Genomic DNA, 18,461 nt, shown 5'->3' on the forward strand with positions numbered 1-18,461 from the left:
ATCATCGCATTTACCTGTTTACATATATGGGCGAAAAATTGCCAGCTCGCGTGGTTATGGGAGGTTGATAAAATCAGGTTAAAAGCTATCCAAAAAGACTTGGATTGTCAACAGCGTCCGACATCACCGGGATTTCTCAGTGTCAATGAGAATATTATTAAATTGTTGTTGCCGGTCAGCGCCTGAAAGGTGTATGTTGATAAATCAATTTAAATTATTTTACATAATTATCAGAATGTTAAGTAAGAATCCGCCCGGCGTCGCATTTTCCACGCGCTGCCGCTCGGCGGGTGGCTCCAACATGGCTGTGGCATAAAGACTTGCCGGCCAGGAAAGGACCCTGACCATCAAAGAAAACATCCAAACGTTCATTGAATAAAAGATAATCCGCGATTTCTATTAAATTTTTAACCGATAGGGAGACCCGAGCATGTTGAGCATCAAAGATTCAGTTGCCGTCATTACCGGCGGTGCCAGCGGGATCGGTGAAGCCGTGGCTAAATATTGGGCCGGCCAGGGAGGGCGCGTGGTGTTGGGGGATGTTGTTCCGGACGCTCTCGCCCGGGTTGAAAATGACCTGCTGCAGATGGGTGCGTCCGTGGTTACGCATAGCTGCGACGTTACCAAAGAAGCCGACAATATGGCCCTGGCCAGGCTGGCCATCGAACGTTTCGGCGCCATCAACCTCGTCTTGCCGTGCGCCGGTATCATCAAAGACGGTCTTTTTCTTTCCGTGGATTCAAAGCGCGGCGCCGTTAAACGCAAAATGTCGTTGGAACAGTTCCAGTCTGTTCTGGACATCAACTTGACCGGTGTTTTTTTAACCATTCGCGAGTGTGCCGAACAGATGATCAACCATCAGTGCAAAGGGCTTATCTGCCTCATATCCTCTACCGGGTCACTGGGTACGGCCGGTCAGATCAACTATTCCTCCACCAAAGCCGCCATGTCGGTGATTCCCAAGGTGATTTGCGCCGAATTTTTCAGGCGCAACGTTGCCCAGCAGATCCGCTGTGTAGCGGTAGCCCCCGGCTATGTAGGCACTCCCATGGTAAAAGGGATGAATCAGAAAGCACTGGAAGGGATATTGGAAAACGTGCCGATCCAGCGCCTGGTGGAACCTCAGGAGGTAGCCTCCTTGATCGGCGAACTCTTCCGCAATGAAGCCCTTACCGGCGATGTGTATTATATCCACGGCGGGCTGCGACTGGGCTCCAAGGGATAATCACTAGCGTTATTATCAAACTGAACATCATATATCCGTTTTATGCGGAGGGATTGATACAGATGGCTTCCGAGGTATTCAGATTCAGTACTCGACAGATTTTTCCGATCACTTCTTCTTCTCTTTTGCTGAGCGTGCTGTCTGCCTTGGCAATCAAAATGCTTGCCCGGACCAGCATAACTGCATGATCCTTGTCTTCGGAAAATTTCGAAGCCACCAGAAAAGCCGCTAATTATTTTAGATCTACGCCGGGCGTATTTACACGGATATCCTGAAGCGGCCCCAGGGGATTACGTTTATTTTCATCCCTTAAAACTTTGGGCTGACCGCTGGAAAGCTTATATACAATTACATTATCGACCACCACCAGCAGGGCGTCAAACCGCCAGCCGGAGGTTCGGGTCTTTCGATCAAAATTAAACAGGTCCAGGAACAGATTGCCGTAGCGTTTATTACGGATCAATTCCGGGGATACTTTGAGGCCGGAACAGCCGTCCTTCACCTTTAGGCAGGTTTGGATGGCCGGATCAAGGTCTTCAATTCGAATCGACTGGTTCGGCATGAATTTTTGAATGATGTCCAGATAGTTGAGAAATTCTACGTTAGGCGTTTTATACGGATCAAATCCAAGAACTTCCAATTCTTTCAGCGTTGTTTGTCCGGGCACAATATTGTCATAAGCATCTCTTATAGCTTCATAACTCTCCCATGGTGATTCCGTATATATCTTGGTAGAGGGCAGCAGCGACGAACAACCGCTGATAAGGGCAATTGCGCCAAAGACCCCCGCAACCATCAAATATTTATGGTTATGATATTGTGTTAACGCGTTCATTGTTGTCCCTCCCCCAGCAAATGGGAGCCGCCGACTTATAATTAAATAATGCTTTAAAATTTCAGTCGGTTATCTTGCCAATAACATAAGGATTATTTGCTGTTTGTAAAGGTTTTCAGCAGGGTCTGCAGGCGGCTGGGCCGGCGGACAGCCGGTATTACAAAAGGGCTGACTTTCAACTGAATGAACAAGGATTGAGTCGGGGAAGGTTTTGTTGCGGGTTGAAATCGGGAAATTAAAATGGTTTCTATAACCTATCTCAAAAAAAAGATTTTTGTTCCAGATCAAGGCGAAGCCAAGCATCAACCCGCAGGAATACTTGTGTATTTCGATGATTTGATACGCGGCTTCAACGCCGATATGGGGCGAAAAGACTTTTTTGAAATAGGTTATAATCAGAATCCCATGTCTTCATTTACCACCAGAACCCGCACATCAGTCCGTACCGGCTTGCGCTCCATAATGGTTATCACCCGGCAAATCCGCTGGGGGACGCTGCAGTCGGAACAGAAACCGGTTTTGGCACAGGGGGTCTCGTATTTCAACCGCCTGGCATTAGGCGGCGCAGCCTGATTCTTAACCCGCCGGATCGCATCATCAGTGGTGCCGGCCACGATCTTATTTCGTCCGACCACCATTATCACCCTGTGTGGTCCGAACATCATCGCCCCGGTCCGGTTGCCGGTATTGTCGATATTGACCAGATAACCCGAAAGGGTAACGGCATTGGCACTGCAAAGGAACAGGTCGCAGGTCAGCTGGCGCCGCCGAATCTCCATGCCCTTTTCAGGCGTCACGTCCGACCCCTTGGAGACGAGAATCTCCTTGCCCATCGCCCTGAGCTTTTCGACAATGTTTAGGTCGGCCACCGATCGGGAACCGCCCAGCCCGATCGTTTTGGCCGTCTGGGCTTCGGTGATGATGAAATCAAAAGCCTCTTGGGAACTTGAACAATAACTTGCCGCAAACTCGTTCTTTTGAAGCGCCTTTACCACCTGCCGGCACTGTTTCTCGGAACTCCAGTCTACAAAGTCACGCGTCGAATTCATCGTTTCCCCTCCTGCTGCGATTTCGTTCCATTGTAGCTATCCTGGGAAAACCCCCTTTTTTGAAGGAGTATATATATCGAGCCCGAATTAAGTCAAACTGATTAAATTAATTTTAACTGCGACTTCCAATTGTAACAATTCAACATCTAAGGGATTCTCTTCGTCCCATCTGAACATGATAAACGCACCCGGGCCCTTGATAACGGTCCGGGGTGCATGCCATATACCGGCATTGTAATTGACTGCCTGCGAACCATCCGCAACAAATGCCACCAGTTTATCAATAACGGGTTGTCCTTTTTTGTCTGAAGGACACACCGCCACCAGATGATGCGTTCCACCAAGCGGGATAAAGGTTTGATTGGAATAAACGTGCCGCTCAAGGCACTCAATCAGAATCGGCTGTTTTGCCGGAAGGAGCCTCATAAAAGTCATATTGGGTTTAGCTGCAACACGGCTGTTATGCATCTTGGCCGCATAGGCAAGGCGCTCTTCTCCTTTATCGCGGCCCATGAGAACCTGCCCAAAGGGCTTAAACTCCCGGGCGGTCAACACCTTTGCATTTATGATCATCTTTTTCTTTCTCAGAAATATTAAGATTAGGATTTAAACGGCACTTCATTAACCAGCCATTTGGCGATTCGCAGCAACCGGTAGTCATCCCCCCGTGGTGCCACCAGCTGAACTCCCATCGGCATATTCTCCGCCCCTTTTAAAATTGGCAGGTTGATGCTCGGAACGCCGCACAGCGTCCAGAGCGTACAAAATATCGGACTACCTGTAGAATCAAGCCCTATCGGCGCCTCACCGCTTGTCGCCGGTGTAAGAATGGCATCATAGGCTGAAAATATTTTTCCGAGTTCGTTGTTCAACGTCGAAATTGCTTCAACCGCTTTGTTATAATCCACCGCGGAATACGTCTGGCCCCGCGCTATCATTTCGCAAAGGATCGGGCTCATCTTATCTCTGCCGGAAATATATTCCACCTCAAAGCTCTTGGCCAGGTCCGATTCCATGATGGTGCGATGCCAGTCTATAGCCCTTTCGAACACATTAGGAAGCTTAACTTCTTTCACGTTTTCACTGAGCTGTGCAGCCATCCTTGCAAAAGCATCTTGAGTAATATCCGATGCAAGGCCCCAGACCGGGGATTTGACAAAGGCGAGCCTGGGTCGAATGGGCGGTCCTCCCATTAAGGCCTCATTGAGATCAAATCGTCCTTTTGGCTTTACATCGGGATCCTTGTTATCGAATGCCATCAACTGCTGAGCAATCAGGGCTGCATCTTCAATTGAGCGGGCAAACACACCAACTTGGTCAAGGACGCGTGATTGACTTAAGACGCCATGCCTGGAAATGCGTCCATGAGTCGGTTTATAGCCATAAACCCCACAATAGGATGCCGGGCGAATAACAGACCCGTTTGTTTGCGTTCCGATGGCCAGCGGTACCATGAAGGCCGCAACCGCTGCAGCCGAACCACTGGACGACCCCCCGGGAGTTCGTCTGGAATCATAGGGATTGGTGGTCTTTCCGGGTGCGTAAACAGCCAGTTCGGTCGTAACGGTTTTCCCCATGATAATCGCACCGGCCTCACGCAGCAGTGACACGGCTGTAGCGTCTTCACCGGGCTGTCTCCCGGCATGTAGAATCGTACCGTTTTCAGTCGGCATGTCGGCCGTATCGAAAATATCTTTTATTCCAACCGGAAGACCGTGAAGCGGTCCGACTTCTTTTCCGCTTCTTAGTTTTATATCGGCATCCTGAGCTTGCTTTACGGCATACTCACGATCAAGATAGGTCCAGGCGCGTACTGTTTCTTCAGTCTCAACAATGCGGTCCAGGCAAGCCCTGACCAGTTCTTCTGATGTTATTTTGCCGCCGCGTATCGCAGCTGCCGCAAAAACCGCGCTCATTTTGTTTAAACTCATTTTATTCTTTGATCCAGACCAAACTGTGACAGTGCCCGATTGACAGTTTTATAAATGTATTAAGATATGAAAACTGACGCCGTCGGGGAGAGTTCTCTTATTTTATAAACCTTCCCCGAAGCCTTGCGTTTTTGCAAATGCTTCCAATGCCTTGACAAAACACTCCATGGGTGCAGCGGTCAGCCCCGCTCCAATCTGCCCGACACCTGGTCTCTTGCAGGCAATCCCCGTATTGATGACCGGCGTAATGCCCGTTTCCACTACCTTGCGAATATCTATGCCAAACGGGGTTCCCTTAAAATTTAAAAATGGTATTTTAAAATGTTCATGCTCGGCGATTGTAATTTCATACATTTTTTGAGTGGTTTGGACCGCAAACTGTGGTGTTCCCCCGATATATCCAACAACGGCCGGCGCTCCCGCCATGGCCAAAGAGCCCAAGCCTGCCGTTTCGGCAATCGCGGAATCACCCAAGTCCGGATTGGCGTCTTCAGGCCCAAAGCCGGGAAAATAGATGCCGTCAATCATTGGCGCCGGTGCCGTAAACCATTGATCGCCGGTGCCGCTGACGCGAATACCGGTCTCAGTACCGTTGCGGGCAATTGCCGTTACGATGGTGGATCCTTTTATGCCGGCTCCGGCATCCAGCATCCCTTTACAACCGGCCATGACACTGTTCAGAATAAAGTGGCCTGCGCTTTCGATGAAATTCACCGCTTTTAATACGCCTGCTTTTTCCCCAACGGCAATAAGGTGCGGAACCAGGCTGATGAGGAACAGTGAATTGCTGGCCTTGTTCCGATTATGCATTTCATCTCCCATCTGAACAGCCTGGGCGATGATATTTTTGATATCGATCCCTTCAGCCCGCTGGATGGCTTCCTTAAGAAGGGGTGCCAGCTCATGATTCATCCACCTTAGCTTCTCCAGCACCTCTCCGTCATAAGCGCCGTGTCTCAAAACTTTTCCAACCCCCATATAAAGCGTTGAATACGTCTCGACATTATACTTGTCATTGCAAACCACATGCACCCGCATGGAGGGTGTAATAATACCTGACATCGGTCCAATGGCATGATGGTGATGGCTGGAATCAAATTTTAACTTTCCTTTCTCTGCAATAGAAAATACCTCTTCAGGCGTCTTTGCCCAACCCTCAAAGAGGCATGCGCCGATGATGGCGCCCCGCATGGGGCCGCACATTCGATCCCATGTTAAAGGCGGGCCGGCATGAAAAACCGTATAATCCTCTATCCCCGGGACAACATCCCGTGCCAATCGAATGTCTGCCAGTATGGCGGTACTTTCCTGAACCCGTTTAATGCACTCTCTGTTTGCCGTTCCGATACTCATGCGTCTCTCCCTTTTTCGAATCGGCCCGTTAAATATACATCCGGGGACACGTTTCCGGGCCGCTTAAAACGTTATCCGCTTTTCAGTATTCCCTTAAAGAAAAAAAACTTATACAATTTTTGCAAACTTTGCATATTTAAGATCTACCGGCAGGCTTTTCACCTGATTTCTCAAAATGCCGATCCCCTCAATTTCAGCTTCTATCGTATCTCCCGGAGTGATCGGACCGGCCGGTGGCGTCGATGTTGTGACAACATCACCTGGTTCCAGTGTAATAAACGTTGAAACAAACTCGATGATTTCCTCAAATCCAAAATCCATATTGGCCGTATTGGATTCACATTCAATCCGGCCGTTTCGCCGCCTGAGCGTCTCAAGATTATATATTTGATCCGGCATATCGTCTGCTGTGACAATCCATGGTCCCATGGGGGCAAAGGTGTCCATGTTTTTCCCCCAGGGCTTAAACTCCCTGTTTGCAGCTTCAAAACTTCGCCCGGTCAAATCGTTTAATATGGTGTAGCCGAAAATCGCCTCATGGACCCGATCTCTTGGAATGTTTTTACATCGCTTGGAAATAATGCATGAGAATTCCCATTCATGATAAACAGGCCCATAGCCATCTGGAATATAAACAGTTTCCTCATGACCGATGACGGCTGAAGGCGACTTCAATATCAGCAGGGGCACCGGTGAGGCAGGTATTCCCAGAATTTTCCGGTAATCCCGGTAATTATTACCGGTGCAGATAATTTTGGGGGGCCTGTGCGAAGCAGCGAATGTTACCTCGGACTGACGTTGAACCAGTCCGGTTTTTTTCTCAACGTTTTTTAATGCGTAATCTATTGAATGCTGCGCGGCAACAAGTGAATCGCGCCCCTTCTGTAAAAACTGCAAAAGATCCGAAGGCAGTTCAGAATTTACCCGCGCACCGGGATTCATAAGCCCTTGATCTGATAGCAGTGACAGGTATGCCGCATTTAGGTCAATTACATATTCTTCCACAAAAGATACCAGTCTTTTAGTATTATCAACGGTTACGGTTCCAATTTTCATCAATTGTACCTGTCCATCGCGCAATCTGCCATTAATTATTTCTAATTTTCATCATCAAGATTTGCCAGCAGGGCGGCCAGCCGTGTATTGCCGCCGATCGGAGGGCGCCAATCGAGTTGAATCACATCAATTCCAGCAGCGCGAAGATCCTGGGCAAATCCTTCAAGGCCGATATTGATAACATGCAGGGGTGCATCTAGTATGTTTTTCTGGTTCATGAGTCACTCTCGACGAATTGGTTATAAAGTTCCGGTTTCACTAAAAGGGCTGCAAAACGGGCAGCCTCTGCATTGGAAGGGAAAATATTTATTTCAGCTTCCTGCAGTTGTTTGATTTGTAGATTAAAATCCTGCGGATCCATTGCCGTTCCAATAACAGAAGCAAGCACAGCAAATGGCCTGCCGTTTTTCCTAAATCTGTTATGAATCTCCCTTACCGCAGCGACAAGCGGTTCAGCGGGATTTTCATGCGACCCTTTCCCTAAAACAAGGTCAAGGAGCAATATATTCACACCTTTTCTTTTTTCCATTTCTAAAATCATCTCTGTTCGCTTCTGCGGGTCAATCATCGGATGAGGACGCCCGACGGTATAAACATCATCCCCCAGGTCGAGTATCAGATGCATATGGTCTTCAATTTTTGTCTTATTATAACCCACCGTTCCTAAAAACGACTCCAGCAGCAAATGAGATTCATAGGCGAGCGTTCCGCCGGTATATAGACCCAAAATATTACTCCCGGCCAAAGCGTCTCTGTCCCTAATTTGATCCAGCTTATCCTTAATTATCTGATGATCGCTGAAATATTTCGGCAGCCAACGTTTTCCTTTCAAAACGGCTACCGCGGCATCCGTCGCTTCATCCAGCGTCCTTACAGAGATGGCACCATCAACATTAAAATCTGATGTGCCGATGCAGCATATAATGACCGGTTTTTTTATGTTTCTTATGATTTCTTCGATTTTCGATTTAACAGCGATGCAAATCGGTTTTGAAACTAGTATGATAACTTCAGTGGCGGCATCCCCCGCCAATGCCTTAAAGGCGAACCCGGTCATTATTCCACCGACTTGTTGGGACAGGTCTCGGCCCCCCACCCCGATTCCGTGGGAGACACCTTCGCCCAGCATACTGATCCGTGCCGCAACCGCCTGCAGCCCTGTTCCAGATGCAGATACACAACCGATTCGTCCTCTGGGTACCACATTCGCAAATCCCAGGCCGACTCCGTTTATGTATGCGGTTCCCTGATCCGGCCCCATACAAAAAAGCCCCCGTTTAACGGCTTCCTGCTTCAGTTCGATTTCCGCCTCAATGGGAACATTGTCGCTAAAGAGAAAAACATGAAGACCCCTCCGGAGTGCCTTCATCGCTTCGAACTTGGCATAGGCCCCCGGCACCGAAATGCAAACCAAATTGGCATCCGGCATGGATCGAATGGCAGAATCCAACGTTCGCGGCCGATACTCATGAGATTCATCCATTGCCTGCCGCCGCGCCGCCAGGAGCTCCTTGGCTGCAACGACGGCTTTTTCGGCATCCGCTTCCGAATCGGCCGCAATGGTAATAATCAAATCATTGGCACTGGCTTTTGTGCCTTCGGCCGTGGCCAGTCCGATCTGCCGAAGCAACTCTTGATTGGAAGGCGTCCCCATAAACAAAGCCGCTTCTTTTACCCCGGGTCGTTGACGTATCTGCCCGGCGATTCGCATTAAAATAACGGAATCCTGGTAAAAAGAGGGCATAATGTCTGTCTTTACTATCATACGAATCTCCTGATACAATCTCCTCCATGAACCATTCTTTTGTCCAGCCGGCATTTGTCAGGCTTAGGTAAATTGTTACTTTTCTTTTACCGCTAACAGTGATTTAAACACCAGCGCAACCCCGGCCAGCGCATCCCAACCGGAGGTGTGCCCGACAGTGTCCATTGTTCTTAGGATTGCTCTCAATCGGGTTTCTCTTTTCACGCTTAACATTGATATTGTTTGATGCAAGGCATCATGTCCCTGACCCTGTGAGGCGCAAAGCAGGTGGGCAAAACTGATTTTTCCAGTTCGCACCCTTGCCATGGGGAGCAAATAATGAGCCAGCTTTTGGGATAAATCTTCCCTTCCCAAGGCATAAAGCGTGATCAGAATGCCGCCTAAAAAATCATCTCCCGCCGGGGTCAGCCCCGGACCCAATCCGATAAGTGTCCGGATTTCATTCCGGATGGCCGAAATGCCGATCGGCCTTCCCGAAAATTCAGACGATAGCCACTCTGAAAGACGCTCGGCGCTGCCCCAGGCCATTTTTATAAGATGCGTCATTATAGCCGTCGGTCTTTGCTCCGTTCTGAAAAGAAATAGAATCAGAGGGCCGAGTCCGTCCGACAGTTCGCGATTATGCGCCTCAGCAGATAATACGCTTATCCTTTCGGCGATGACATCCAAGGCCCATTCTTTAGAGATATCTTTAGGTTGCCATTGCCGAACGTTTTGACACGTGAATACAAAGCAGTTATCGATCCGGATTGTTTCCCCGTCGAAATCAACGGCCGACTCCGGGGTAAGGCCTTCTTCCACCCAGTTGACAGGATCGGGCACCCTGCACAAAATATTAAGCGGTCCCGGACGGATGGAAAGCGAAGCGATGAAAATGAGATCTCCGACTCTATTCTGACAGTAAAATCCCTGTTTGAAAACGGCCAGCACCTTCCAGGAAAAATTGGATTCCAGGGCACGGCAGGCATAACTCCCCGCCAGCTGAACCGGATAACGAATTGTCTGTCTGATTCGATCTGTGGCCGGATACATGGTTTCTATATTATAATTCAGGAGTCATCCCGGCAGATGTGGGTACCGGTCTCTCCTTTTAGTGCGGCAAATGCGGTTTCCAGTTGCGAAATTATGACACGATTTCCACCCCCTTCGATAAAACGGATGGCAGCTTCCACCTTTGGGCCCATACTGCCTTCCGGGAAATGGCCTTCGGCAACATACCGACGCATTTCTGCTACCGTGGCTGACGTTATCTCCTTTTGCCGGGGCGTTCCGAAATGCAGCATGATATGCGGAACACCGGTCAAAATCATCATATCCTTTATCCCCAAAACATTGGCCATGTGCGCGGAAGTAAGGTCCTTGTCGATAACAGCCTCGATGCCGCGCCGGACTCCCCGCCGGTCTCGAACAACAGGGATGCCGCCGCCGCCGCCTGCAATGATGATCGTGCCTCTTTTCGCAACCGCCTCCACCAGGGAAATGTCACAAATGTGCTTCGGTTTCGGTGAAGGTACTACCAAGCGCCATCCCCGGCCGGAGTCTTCCCGCATCTGCCAACCAAGTTCTTTGGCCAGCGCCTTCGCTTCATCATTGCTGAAAAAATATCCGATGGGCTTTGTTGCATGATTGAAAGCGGGGTCTTCGGGATCGACCTCCACCTGGGTCAACAGACATACAACATGTCTCTGGTTGCCGGCTTCGCGAAGCGCATTTTCAAAAGCCTGCATCAGCACATAAGCAATTCCGCCCTGACTGTTGGCGACGCAGATATCCAGTGACATGGGTGCGACCCGATCGCGCGCAATCGTCTGGCGCATGATGACCTTTCCGACACCGGGACCGTTGCCATGAGTAATGATCAGTTCGTTTTCCAGCAGCATGATCGGCAGCAGGGAACGGCCTGCGGCAGCGGCGTATTGAAACTGTTCTTCGGAAGTTCCCCTGATGCCGGCCGGATGGATGGCATTGCCGCCTACGGCAATTAAAAGTCGATCAGGTATGCCCATTTTCTGCATTTTACTGTTCCCTGTTGGTTACATTTTACTCGGCAGCCATAAAACAATTTCTGGAAATACGATCAACAGCAATGTAAAAGCCATCATGATAAATACAAAGGGAACGGCGCCCCAAATGGTATCAGCCAAATCCCCGCCATCCCGCCGGACACCCTGGATGACAAAAAGATTCATTCCAACCGGCGGCGTGATCATGCCGATTTCGCTCATCAAGACAATAAAAATACCAAACCAGATGGGATCACCCCCCACCGCCGTAACAATGGGATAAGCAATGGGAATGGTGGCAACCTGGATGGACAACACATCTAAAAAGCAACCCAGGATCAGATAGAAAACAATCAGTATCAACAGAAGATTATTTAACGAAAGGTTCATCGAAATAACCCATTTCGTCATGACCTGGGCGACGCCGACAAGACTGAGCAGCAGATTTAAGATAAACGCACCCACGATGATCAGCAAAATCATACCGGTTAATTGGGCCGACCGCACAAAACAGGAGTGTAAAACTTTCAGCGTCAGTTTTCGCCTTCTTATGGCAAATAACAGTGCCGTCATAATGCCCAGGGCTGCAGATTCTGTGGGGGTTGCAATTCCGAAATAAATACTTCCCATGACAACCAAAAAAATGACGAGCGGTGGAATCAGCAACGGTAAAGAAGCCATTCGCTCACGCCAGGTAGGAGCAGGCTCATTCCGAAAGGATTTATCTTTGATATTGATAATCAGTATGTAAAGCATAAAAGATAAGGTCAGCAATATTCCTGGAATGACGCCCGCCACAAACAGCTTGCTGATGGAGTTGTTGGTAAGGCCGCCATAGATCAACAACGCAATGCTGGGGGGGATCAAGATGCCCAACGTACCACCCGCAGCCAGTGAACCAAGGGCCTGACGCTTGGAATAACCCCGTTTATCAAGTTCCGGAAGGGCCACATTGCCAATGGTTGCCGCGCACGCCACCGATGAGCCGGTGGTTGCTGCAAAAAGCGCGGAGCAGCCGATGTTGGTATGAATCAGGCCGCCTGGAAGCCTCCTGAACCAAACGGACAGGCCTTTATACATTCCGTCTGCAACTCCGGTCCGCAAGAGCAATTCGCCCATCAAAATAAATAACGGAACGGCTGTTAGAATGTTTTCGTTCTGAACTCCCCAGACGACACTACCGATTGAACCAATAAAAGGAGGACCATAAACGATCACCCCACCGATGGTGCCCATAAGGACCATCACAACGCCAATGGGAATACCGATCAGGAGCAGTCCTAATCCAATCATAAAGGCTATAAAAATAATCCCGACATCCATATACTCATCTCCAGCGCTCGGCTATCGCCTTGCCGCATTCTCCAGCTCTTCTTCAAGCTCCTCAGCTGCTGCTTTTGGTTGAAATTCAGACTGGAGCTCCTTGAGCCGATTTTTGAGCAATAGCTTCGTTGCCCTAAATGCCAAGATGACTCCAATAACGGCAAACATGAATAGCCCGGCATACCAGAACCCCTGCGGATAAATGAGCGGGGTCGCCCACGGTGTCGGGGCGGTGCTGTGATAGCTAAACGTGTCTCGAATAATCCCAAATCCCGTTGTTGCCAAAAGCAGTCCGAAAAGCGCAAGGGTTACAATTGCCACCCAGTTTAGAATCGCCTGTATTTTCCCCGGCAAACGGTAGTGAAAGATATCGATTCGCATGTGGTTTCGCCCGATTAAAGCCACACAGAAGGCCAGGCAGGATCCAACCGCCAAAACATAGCCGCCCAACTCATCCGCCCCCTGAAGAGATACGGAAAATACCTTGCGGCCAATGACTTCAACGCAGACCAGAATCGACAAGCCCAGGCATAAATAACCAAAAATACAACTTAAAACCTTTGAAATGATTTTCATGTTTTTTCGCCCTGGTTAGGCTTTGCTAAAAACCACTGGGCGCTTTGCATTCGTACTTATCATGCAAAGCGTCCAGTGATGTTATCATTTATTCCTTATTGAGCGCCGAGAATCGGCCCAATCGCTTCTTTCCATTTTTTAGCGGCATCGGGATAACTTTTTTCCGTGACCTTTACCCAGTTCGGGTAGGAAATCTTCATTACCGCTTCGGAGACCAGTTTGAGATCCGCTTCTGTAACCGTCACTTCTTTCATGTTGTACTTTGTAACCGTTTCGCAGGGTTCTTTCCCTACATTGCAGCGCAAGGCATCGTTAAATATTTCTTCAGAATAAACCCAGATATCATCGCACAGTTTGTCTATGGCAGCCTGGAGCTGTTTCTGCTGGCTGGCGGAAAGTTTTTTCCATGTGTCCATATTGATGGCATACCCATTAAACCCGACCTGGAAACCAATGGGCATGAAATACTCGGTGACTTCCGGCCAGCCGGCTGAGTTGGCCGAACTTGCTCCTGTAATCGCCGCATCCACAACGCCGCGTGCAAGCGCCTGTTGAACTTCCGAAAATCCGATGGGGACAGGAATTGCGCCTAAACTTTCGACAAACATTGCCAAGCTCTGGTCATATACGCGAACTTTCAACCCCTTAATATCCTTAAGGCCATTAATCGGTTTTTTGGAAAATAAAACCTGGGGCCCAAACGGCCATAACCCCAGCAGGCGTGCGTTAAATACTTCTCTTAAACGTGCATCAAAATGGGGCTTGTAGGCGTCATAAACTTTGCGGGCCATTTTATAATCGGGGTTTAGTCCCACCAGATCCTGACCCAGAAGAAACGGCTCATCCCTTGCAGCCTGTGCAGTGCGTATCGACACAATATCAAACAGGCCATTTTTCAATACCCGCAGGGTCTCTTCTGATTTAATTCCTGTCACATCGATAGGTTTGTAGTTGCTATCGATATCCAGGCCGGTATTTTTACTGAAATTTTCAAAAAAGGGTTGCTCTTTGTTTTTCTGAATGAGGCCTGTTGCCAAGGGCTGCCCCAATACGTTAAAGGTCATTTTTGCGTCGGCGGAATTAACACCAAAGCTTAGCCCGATCGCCAAAATGACGGCAACATAAAGAACTTTTTTGATTGCTCCCATCATGCTCCTCCTTATCCGATATGGTTTGCGGTTTAAGTGAGTATACTGTGTGGATTTAACCTTAGGTAGCGCGACAACGAATAAATTAAAATCACGATGACCAAGCGTCCTGATTGATCATAAGCCTCTTTATTTCAATTCCTGAATGCCACCCATACTCACATTTGAATGTCTATACCTTAATGGGAAAAAACCAAGAAATATATCGGGAGAAACCTGATATTTAGATTAAAAATCCTTATTTTTACATCGGGGTTAACCCTGATACGGATATTTGTCCGGATTATATATTTATTTGGTTACCGAAAGCATATGGTCTGGCGGCGAGTTTGCCGTTTAGGGCGGGAATAAGTTTCAGGAACGACTATGTTTCTATTCTGATAATCCCCTTTCGGATGGCATACTGGGTTAATTCGGCAGTGTTACGGATATTCAGCTTTTCAACAATATGCGCGCGATGGCTCTCGACGGTTTTGACACTGATATGGAGCAGTTCGGCGATTTCTCGATTCAGCTTTCCCTCAGCAATCAGCTGCAACACCTCTCTTTCCCGATCGGTTAATTTGCCGTAGGCCTCATCGCCGTCTTCACGGCTTGCCCCCCGGACATATGTTTCAATGACCCGCTTCGAAATGGATGGGCTTAAAAAGGACTCCCCCCGGCAAACAGCTTTTATCGCAGATATCAGTTCATTGGGCGCTGAGCGTTTAACCAGATATCCGGAAGCACCGGCTCTGAGCGTCTCGAAAATATATTCATCGTTATCATGCATCGTTAAAATTAAAATTCTTAACTTTGGAAACTTTTTTTTCAATTGGCGCGTCGCTTCCAGACCGTTTAGGCCTGGCATGCTGATATCCAATAAAACAACATCCGGCATGAGTTTTTCCACCTGTTTAATCGCCTCTCTGCCGTTTTCAGCCTCACCGATGACGTCAATATCATTTTCCCCATCCAAGAGTGAACAAAGTCCTTTTCGAACAATGGTATGATCATCGGCAATGATCACCTTGATTTTTTTCATTGTTTTTCTCCTAGCCGGATAGGCATTTCAACTGTAAGTTTGGTTCCTTGCCCGAGTGCGGATTCGATCTTAAATTCACCTTTCATCATAGCGACCCTTTCCCGGATTCCAAGCAGGCCTAGCCCTTTTCCCATAACCTGGTGATCAATCTCAACACCTTTACCATCATCTTGAATAAAAAGCCTGACCGTCTCATCATCGCAGGTCAATCGAATATGAATCTTTCGGGCATCGGCATGTTTTGCAACATTATTTAATGTTTCTTGAGCAATACGGTATATATGCGTTTTTACCTCTGGGTTTAAGACAGCCCCACAGTTTGAAGCTTCAAACGCTATCTTTATATTTAAACGTTTGGCGAATTGTCCGATATACCACCGCAACGCCGGTTCGAGTCCCAAATCGTCAAGGATAGAGGGACGTAAATTGTATGAAAGATCTCGAATCTGATCCGAAGCCTGATCTGCCATCTTGCGTGTTTCTATCAGTCGATCAACCAATGCCGTGTCCTTATGATCCGATATCATTTTTTCCACTACAGCCAGATTGATGCTTATCGCAGTTAACGCCTGGCCCATTTCATCATGAAGCTCTATGGAAATCCGTTTCCGTTCGATCTCCTGGGCTTCCATAATGCGCGCTGACATCTTCTTCAACTCGTTCTGATGGCGGACAATTTCTTCCACAAGTCGAGTGTTTTGGATCGCCACCGCCAGGCTATTGGCGGCCTCAATTGCAATTTCGACCTTCTGGGCATCAAATGCAGACAGATTGGATGCGCCCAGATTTAAGGTGCCGATCAGATCTTCCTGCACACTAAGCGGAATCATCAAGTAAGAACGCATCCCCTCTTTTCGGAGCGTATCGAATATGACACTCGGGCTTGCCACGGCAGACAGATCCTGAATCAAGATGCAATCACCCTTTTTCAATTTATCAATCTCAAGAAAATCTTCAAGGGGTATAATGGTCCCTCTCTTGATTTGACTTTCACCACTGATTTCAGCCACCATTACATTGGCTCGACCGCTCTGAAAATCAAAGAGAATGACACTGGCACGCTGACAAGGAATCATTTCAAGCGTATAGTTAAGTGCTTCCTGAATAATCCTTTCCGTTGATTGCGCTTTTAAGATCGCTTGATCGGTTTTATGTAAAATTTTTAAACGTCGTAAATACTGCTGCAACGAGACCTCCGCTGCTTTCCTGTCGGTAATGTCTTCCAGCACACCGATTCCATAGCGCACCTGTCCATCCTGATCCTTAATCTCCGTTGCAGCCACATTTAACCAGACAGTTTCTCCGGATTTCTTTTTAAATTTACGTTCAGCCTTGAATTCCTTGGGCACCAAATGGTTATCTTGTATGAATTTTCCTACTTCGGCGATATGTTCCGGATGAACAATATCGGATAGTGACCGGTTCAACAATTCGGAACGGCTGAAACCCAGCATTCCGCAAAAAGCCGGATTTGCATCGATAATGCGATATTCCGAAGTTGTAACAATCAGGATGCCCAGCGGGCTTTGACTGAATACCGCTCGGAAACGTTCCATTGAGGTTTGCCTGTCGGTTTCCAAGTGATATAAAATACCGAATAAAGACGTTACCAGCGGATATGCGATCAATTCCGGGAAAAAAAAGATCTGGACAGCACGCCAGACCTGTTCTTTGGGTAGTGTCCAGGACCAGATAAAAGTAATGATAAACACCGATATCCCCAGTAGCGGCAAACGCCAGATGAAGAGCTTTTGCTTTTTAAAAACGGGATTTTTATAAAATATAGCGCCTATCAGTGCGGAACAAAATAGTCCCATAATACCGCCAAAGGCCCCGCCCCCTCCCAAATACAATCGGAACGTTCCGGCAATTCCGGCCGCCACCATACCTGCAGGCAACCCGCCATAGAAGGAAGCCAGTGCAATCAGACTGTTCCGAAAATCGCGTAATACACCCGCTGAGTATATCACGGGAAACAACATACCTATAAAAGCGGCCCCGGCAAAAAGGATCCCTAATAGCCATCCTGGAATTATACGGTTTCGCTTCCAAAAGGCCGCCCGGACAAGTCCGATAAATGTAATGGACAAGGTTCCTGCAACCAGGTTTTTCAGCAGACCGAGAGAGACTTCAAACGGACTCATAATGGTTTCATCATTGGTTAATATCTTCGAAAAAACAGAAAAAATGCGTTGGCATGAATAAATTTAATCCAATAGTTATAAAACTTGCTCATACCCGATCAGATTTCAAATAGGGGGGTTAATAATTTCATTTTGACATTCTTATATACTATCCATAGCCCATGTTAATCGCCTCACACAATCGAAACGCCTAGATATTTGTAGCTGAAAAAACAAATCTATTCAATTTATATATTCTTATATGTTCTAAAACTTCCTGACGATTCATAACACTCAAATCTCAGACACAGAAATAAAGACACGTTGTTACCTTGCACAATCTCTTATTAACACGGTTTTTCCGATCAGGCAGACGGTGCGGATGTATTCGTCCATCATTCCGGTATTAATGCAACCGGATTAAAGACCCTTAACGAGGGCGATCGCGTATCATTTAATATCGAGCAGGGCAAAAAAGGCCCATCCTCAGTAAATGTTACCGTTGTTAGGTAACGCTTAACTAAAAAGCTGAAAGGGCATCCCGGATTAATAATCCGGGATGCCCTTTTTTCTTTGCCACGCATACACAGGTTGGATATTTAAATGACAGGGGCGAGGGGGAAGGGGCAAAGCAGCCCGCTGCTATTCGATTTTCTTCAGGAATTCAACCCCGATGCCTTCCGGTTTTATCCGGACGATCTGGGCCGGGACCTTGATGTGTTTACCTTTATCGGCAAGGGGAATCTGGATGGTGATCATCTGCCCGATTGAAAAGGCTTCATCGGTAATGATAAACATGCCGCCGGCACTGATATCCTGGCTGACCCCGGTAAAAATTTGGTCTTTCAAAATAAACTGAATTGTTTTTTTAAAACTTTTCCGGGTATCCTCCCTTTCACTGGTCATCGCCGCTGTGGCAGATATCTCTTCCAGTTGTCGATAGAGCGACAGCTGCTGTTCATCGGTCATGTCCAATATCTTCCGAATTAAACTGACCGTAATATTCTCAGTTCCGGGCTCCTGATCCGTATCCGCCATCGCCGTGCTCCT

At 47.9% G+C, this 18,461-nt stretch carries 19 protein-coding genes and 1 pseudogene; 3 read left to right on the forward strand and 17 right to left on the reverse strand.

Annotated elements, in window-relative coordinates:
• Positions 1–186: hypothetical protein (locus P1P89_17375; GenBank protein MDF1593288.1), on the forward strand; the 186-nt coding region annotated here is incomplete at its 5' end.
• Between the two features lie 244 nt (positions 187–430).
• On the forward strand, positions 431–1,225 hold the full coding sequence (locus P1P89_17380) for an SDR family oxidoreductase (GenBank protein ID MDF1593289.1): 795 nt from the start codon (positions 431–433) through the stop codon (positions 1,223–1,225).
• 40 nt (positions 1,226–1,265) lie between these two features.
• Here the strand turns inward: P1P89_17380 and P1P89_17385 are convergent, their stop codons facing one another.
• The 16 genes from P1P89_17385 to P1P89_17460 form a co-directional block, all read right to left on the reverse strand.
• Positions 1,266–1,442 carry a TerB family tellurite resistance protein gene (locus P1P89_17385; protein ID MDF1593290.1) on the reverse strand — a complete coding sequence of 59 codons (177 nt, stop codon included), beginning with the start codon at positions 1,440–1,442 and terminating at the stop codon, positions 1,266–1,268.
• 15 nt (positions 1,443–1,457) lie between these two features.
• On the reverse strand, positions 1,458–2,060 hold the full coding sequence (locus P1P89_17390; GenBank protein MDF1593291.1) for a hypothetical protein: 603 nt from the start codon (positions 2,058–2,060) through the stop codon (positions 1,458–1,460).
• Positions 2,061–2,455: 395 nt separating this feature from the next.
• Positions 2,456–3,109: a lactate utilization protein gene (locus P1P89_17395; protein MDF1593292.1), complete on the reverse strand. Its 654-nt coding sequence runs from the start codon at positions 3,107–3,109 to the stop codon at positions 2,456–2,458.
• 87 nt (positions 3,110–3,196) lie between these two features.
• Positions 3,197–3,682 carry an ureidoglycolate lyase gene (locus P1P89_17400; GenBank protein ID MDF1593293.1) on the reverse strand — a complete coding sequence of 162 codons (486 nt, stop codon included), beginning with the start codon at positions 3,680–3,682 and terminating at the stop codon, positions 3,197–3,199.
• Between the two features lie 26 nt (positions 3,683–3,708).
• Entirely contained in the window at positions 3,709–5,040 is a 1,332-nt protein-coding gene (locus tag P1P89_17405; protein ID MDF1593294.1) for an amidase, read from the reverse strand.
• Positions 5,041–5,142: 102 nt separating this feature from the next.
• Complete coding sequence (locus tag P1P89_17410; GenBank protein ID MDF1593295.1) at positions 5,143–6,393, reverse strand: DUF1116 domain-containing protein; 1,251 nt, start codon at positions 6,391–6,393, stop codon at positions 5,143–5,145.
• Between the two features lie 108 nt (positions 6,394–6,501).
• Complete coding sequence (locus P1P89_17415; protein MDF1593296.1) at positions 6,502–7,449, reverse strand: fumarylacetoacetate hydrolase family protein; 948 nt, start codon at positions 7,447–7,449, stop codon at positions 6,502–6,504.
• A gap of 41 nt (positions 7,450–7,490) precedes the next feature.
• Entirely contained in the window at positions 7,491–7,667 is a 177-nt protein-coding gene (locus tag P1P89_17420; protein ID MDF1593297.1) for a hypothetical protein, read from the reverse strand.
• Positions 7,664–9,214: an acyl-CoA synthetase FdrA gene (gene fdrA / locus P1P89_17425; protein ID MDF1593298.1), complete on the reverse strand. Its 1,551-nt coding sequence runs from the start codon at positions 9,212–9,214 to the stop codon at positions 7,664–7,666. Before fdrA ends, P1P89_17420 begins: the two co-directional genes overlap by 4 nt.
• 75 nt (positions 9,215–9,289) lie before the next feature.
• Complete coding sequence (locus P1P89_17430) at positions 9,290–10,246, reverse strand: DUF2877 domain-containing protein (protein ID MDF1593299.1); 957 nt, start codon at positions 10,244–10,246, stop codon at positions 9,290–9,292.
• A 17-nt stretch (positions 10,247–10,263) separates the two neighbouring features.
• The gene (locus P1P89_17435) at positions 10,264–11,229 is read right to left on the reverse strand and encodes a carbamate kinase (protein MDF1593300.1); all 966 of its coding nucleotides are present in this window, start codon (positions 11,227–11,229) and stop codon (positions 10,264–10,266) included.
• 18 nt (positions 11,230–11,247) lie between these two features.
• The gene (locus P1P89_17440) at positions 11,248–12,540 is read right to left on the reverse strand and encodes a TRAP transporter large permease (GenBank protein ID MDF1593301.1); all 1,293 of its coding nucleotides are present in this window, start codon (positions 12,538–12,540) and stop codon (positions 11,248–11,250) included.
• A 21-nt stretch (positions 12,541–12,561) separates the two neighbouring features.
• Positions 12,562–13,116: a TRAP transporter small permease gene (locus P1P89_17445; GenBank protein ID MDF1593302.1), complete on the reverse strand. Its 555-nt coding sequence runs from the start codon at positions 13,114–13,116 to the stop codon at positions 12,562–12,564.
• A 95-nt stretch (positions 13,117–13,211) separates the two neighbouring features.
• Positions 13,212–14,267, reverse strand: a complete 1,056-nt coding sequence (locus tag P1P89_17450) for a TRAP transporter substrate-binding protein (GenBank protein ID MDF1593303.1) — start codon at positions 14,265–14,267, stop codon at positions 13,212–13,214.
• 361 nt (positions 14,268–14,628) lie between these two features.
• Positions 14,629–15,288 carry a response regulator transcription factor gene (locus P1P89_17455; protein ID MDF1593304.1) on the reverse strand — a complete coding sequence of 220 codons (660 nt, stop codon included), beginning with the start codon at positions 15,286–15,288 and terminating at the stop codon, positions 14,629–14,631.
• The gene (locus P1P89_17460; GenBank protein MDF1593305.1) at positions 15,285–17,432 is read right to left on the reverse strand and encodes a PAS domain S-box protein; all 2,148 of its coding nucleotides are present in this window, start codon (positions 17,430–17,432) and stop codon (positions 15,285–15,287) included. The genes P1P89_17455 and P1P89_17460 overlap by 4 nt, the downstream gene beginning before the upstream one ends.
• A gap of 333 nt (positions 17,433–17,765) precedes the next feature.
• Here P1P89_17460 and P1P89_17465 point away from each other — a divergent pair.
• Positions 17,766–17,924, forward strand: a pseudogene (locus P1P89_17465) (cold shock domain-containing protein).
• Positions 17,925–18,053: 129 nt separating this feature from the next.
• On the opposite strand, the gene P1P89_17470 reads toward P1P89_17465, so the two are convergent.
• A partial coding sequence (locus tag P1P89_17470) for a PilZ domain-containing protein (GenBank protein MDF1593306.1) occupies positions 18,054–18,461 on the reverse strand: 408 nt, incomplete at its 5' end.

It is taken from the genome of Desulfobacterales bacterium (assembly GCA_029211065.1).
In the GTDB taxonomy this organism is placed as follows: Bacteria; Desulfobacterota; Desulfobacteria; order Desulfobacterales; family JARGFK01; genus JARGFK01.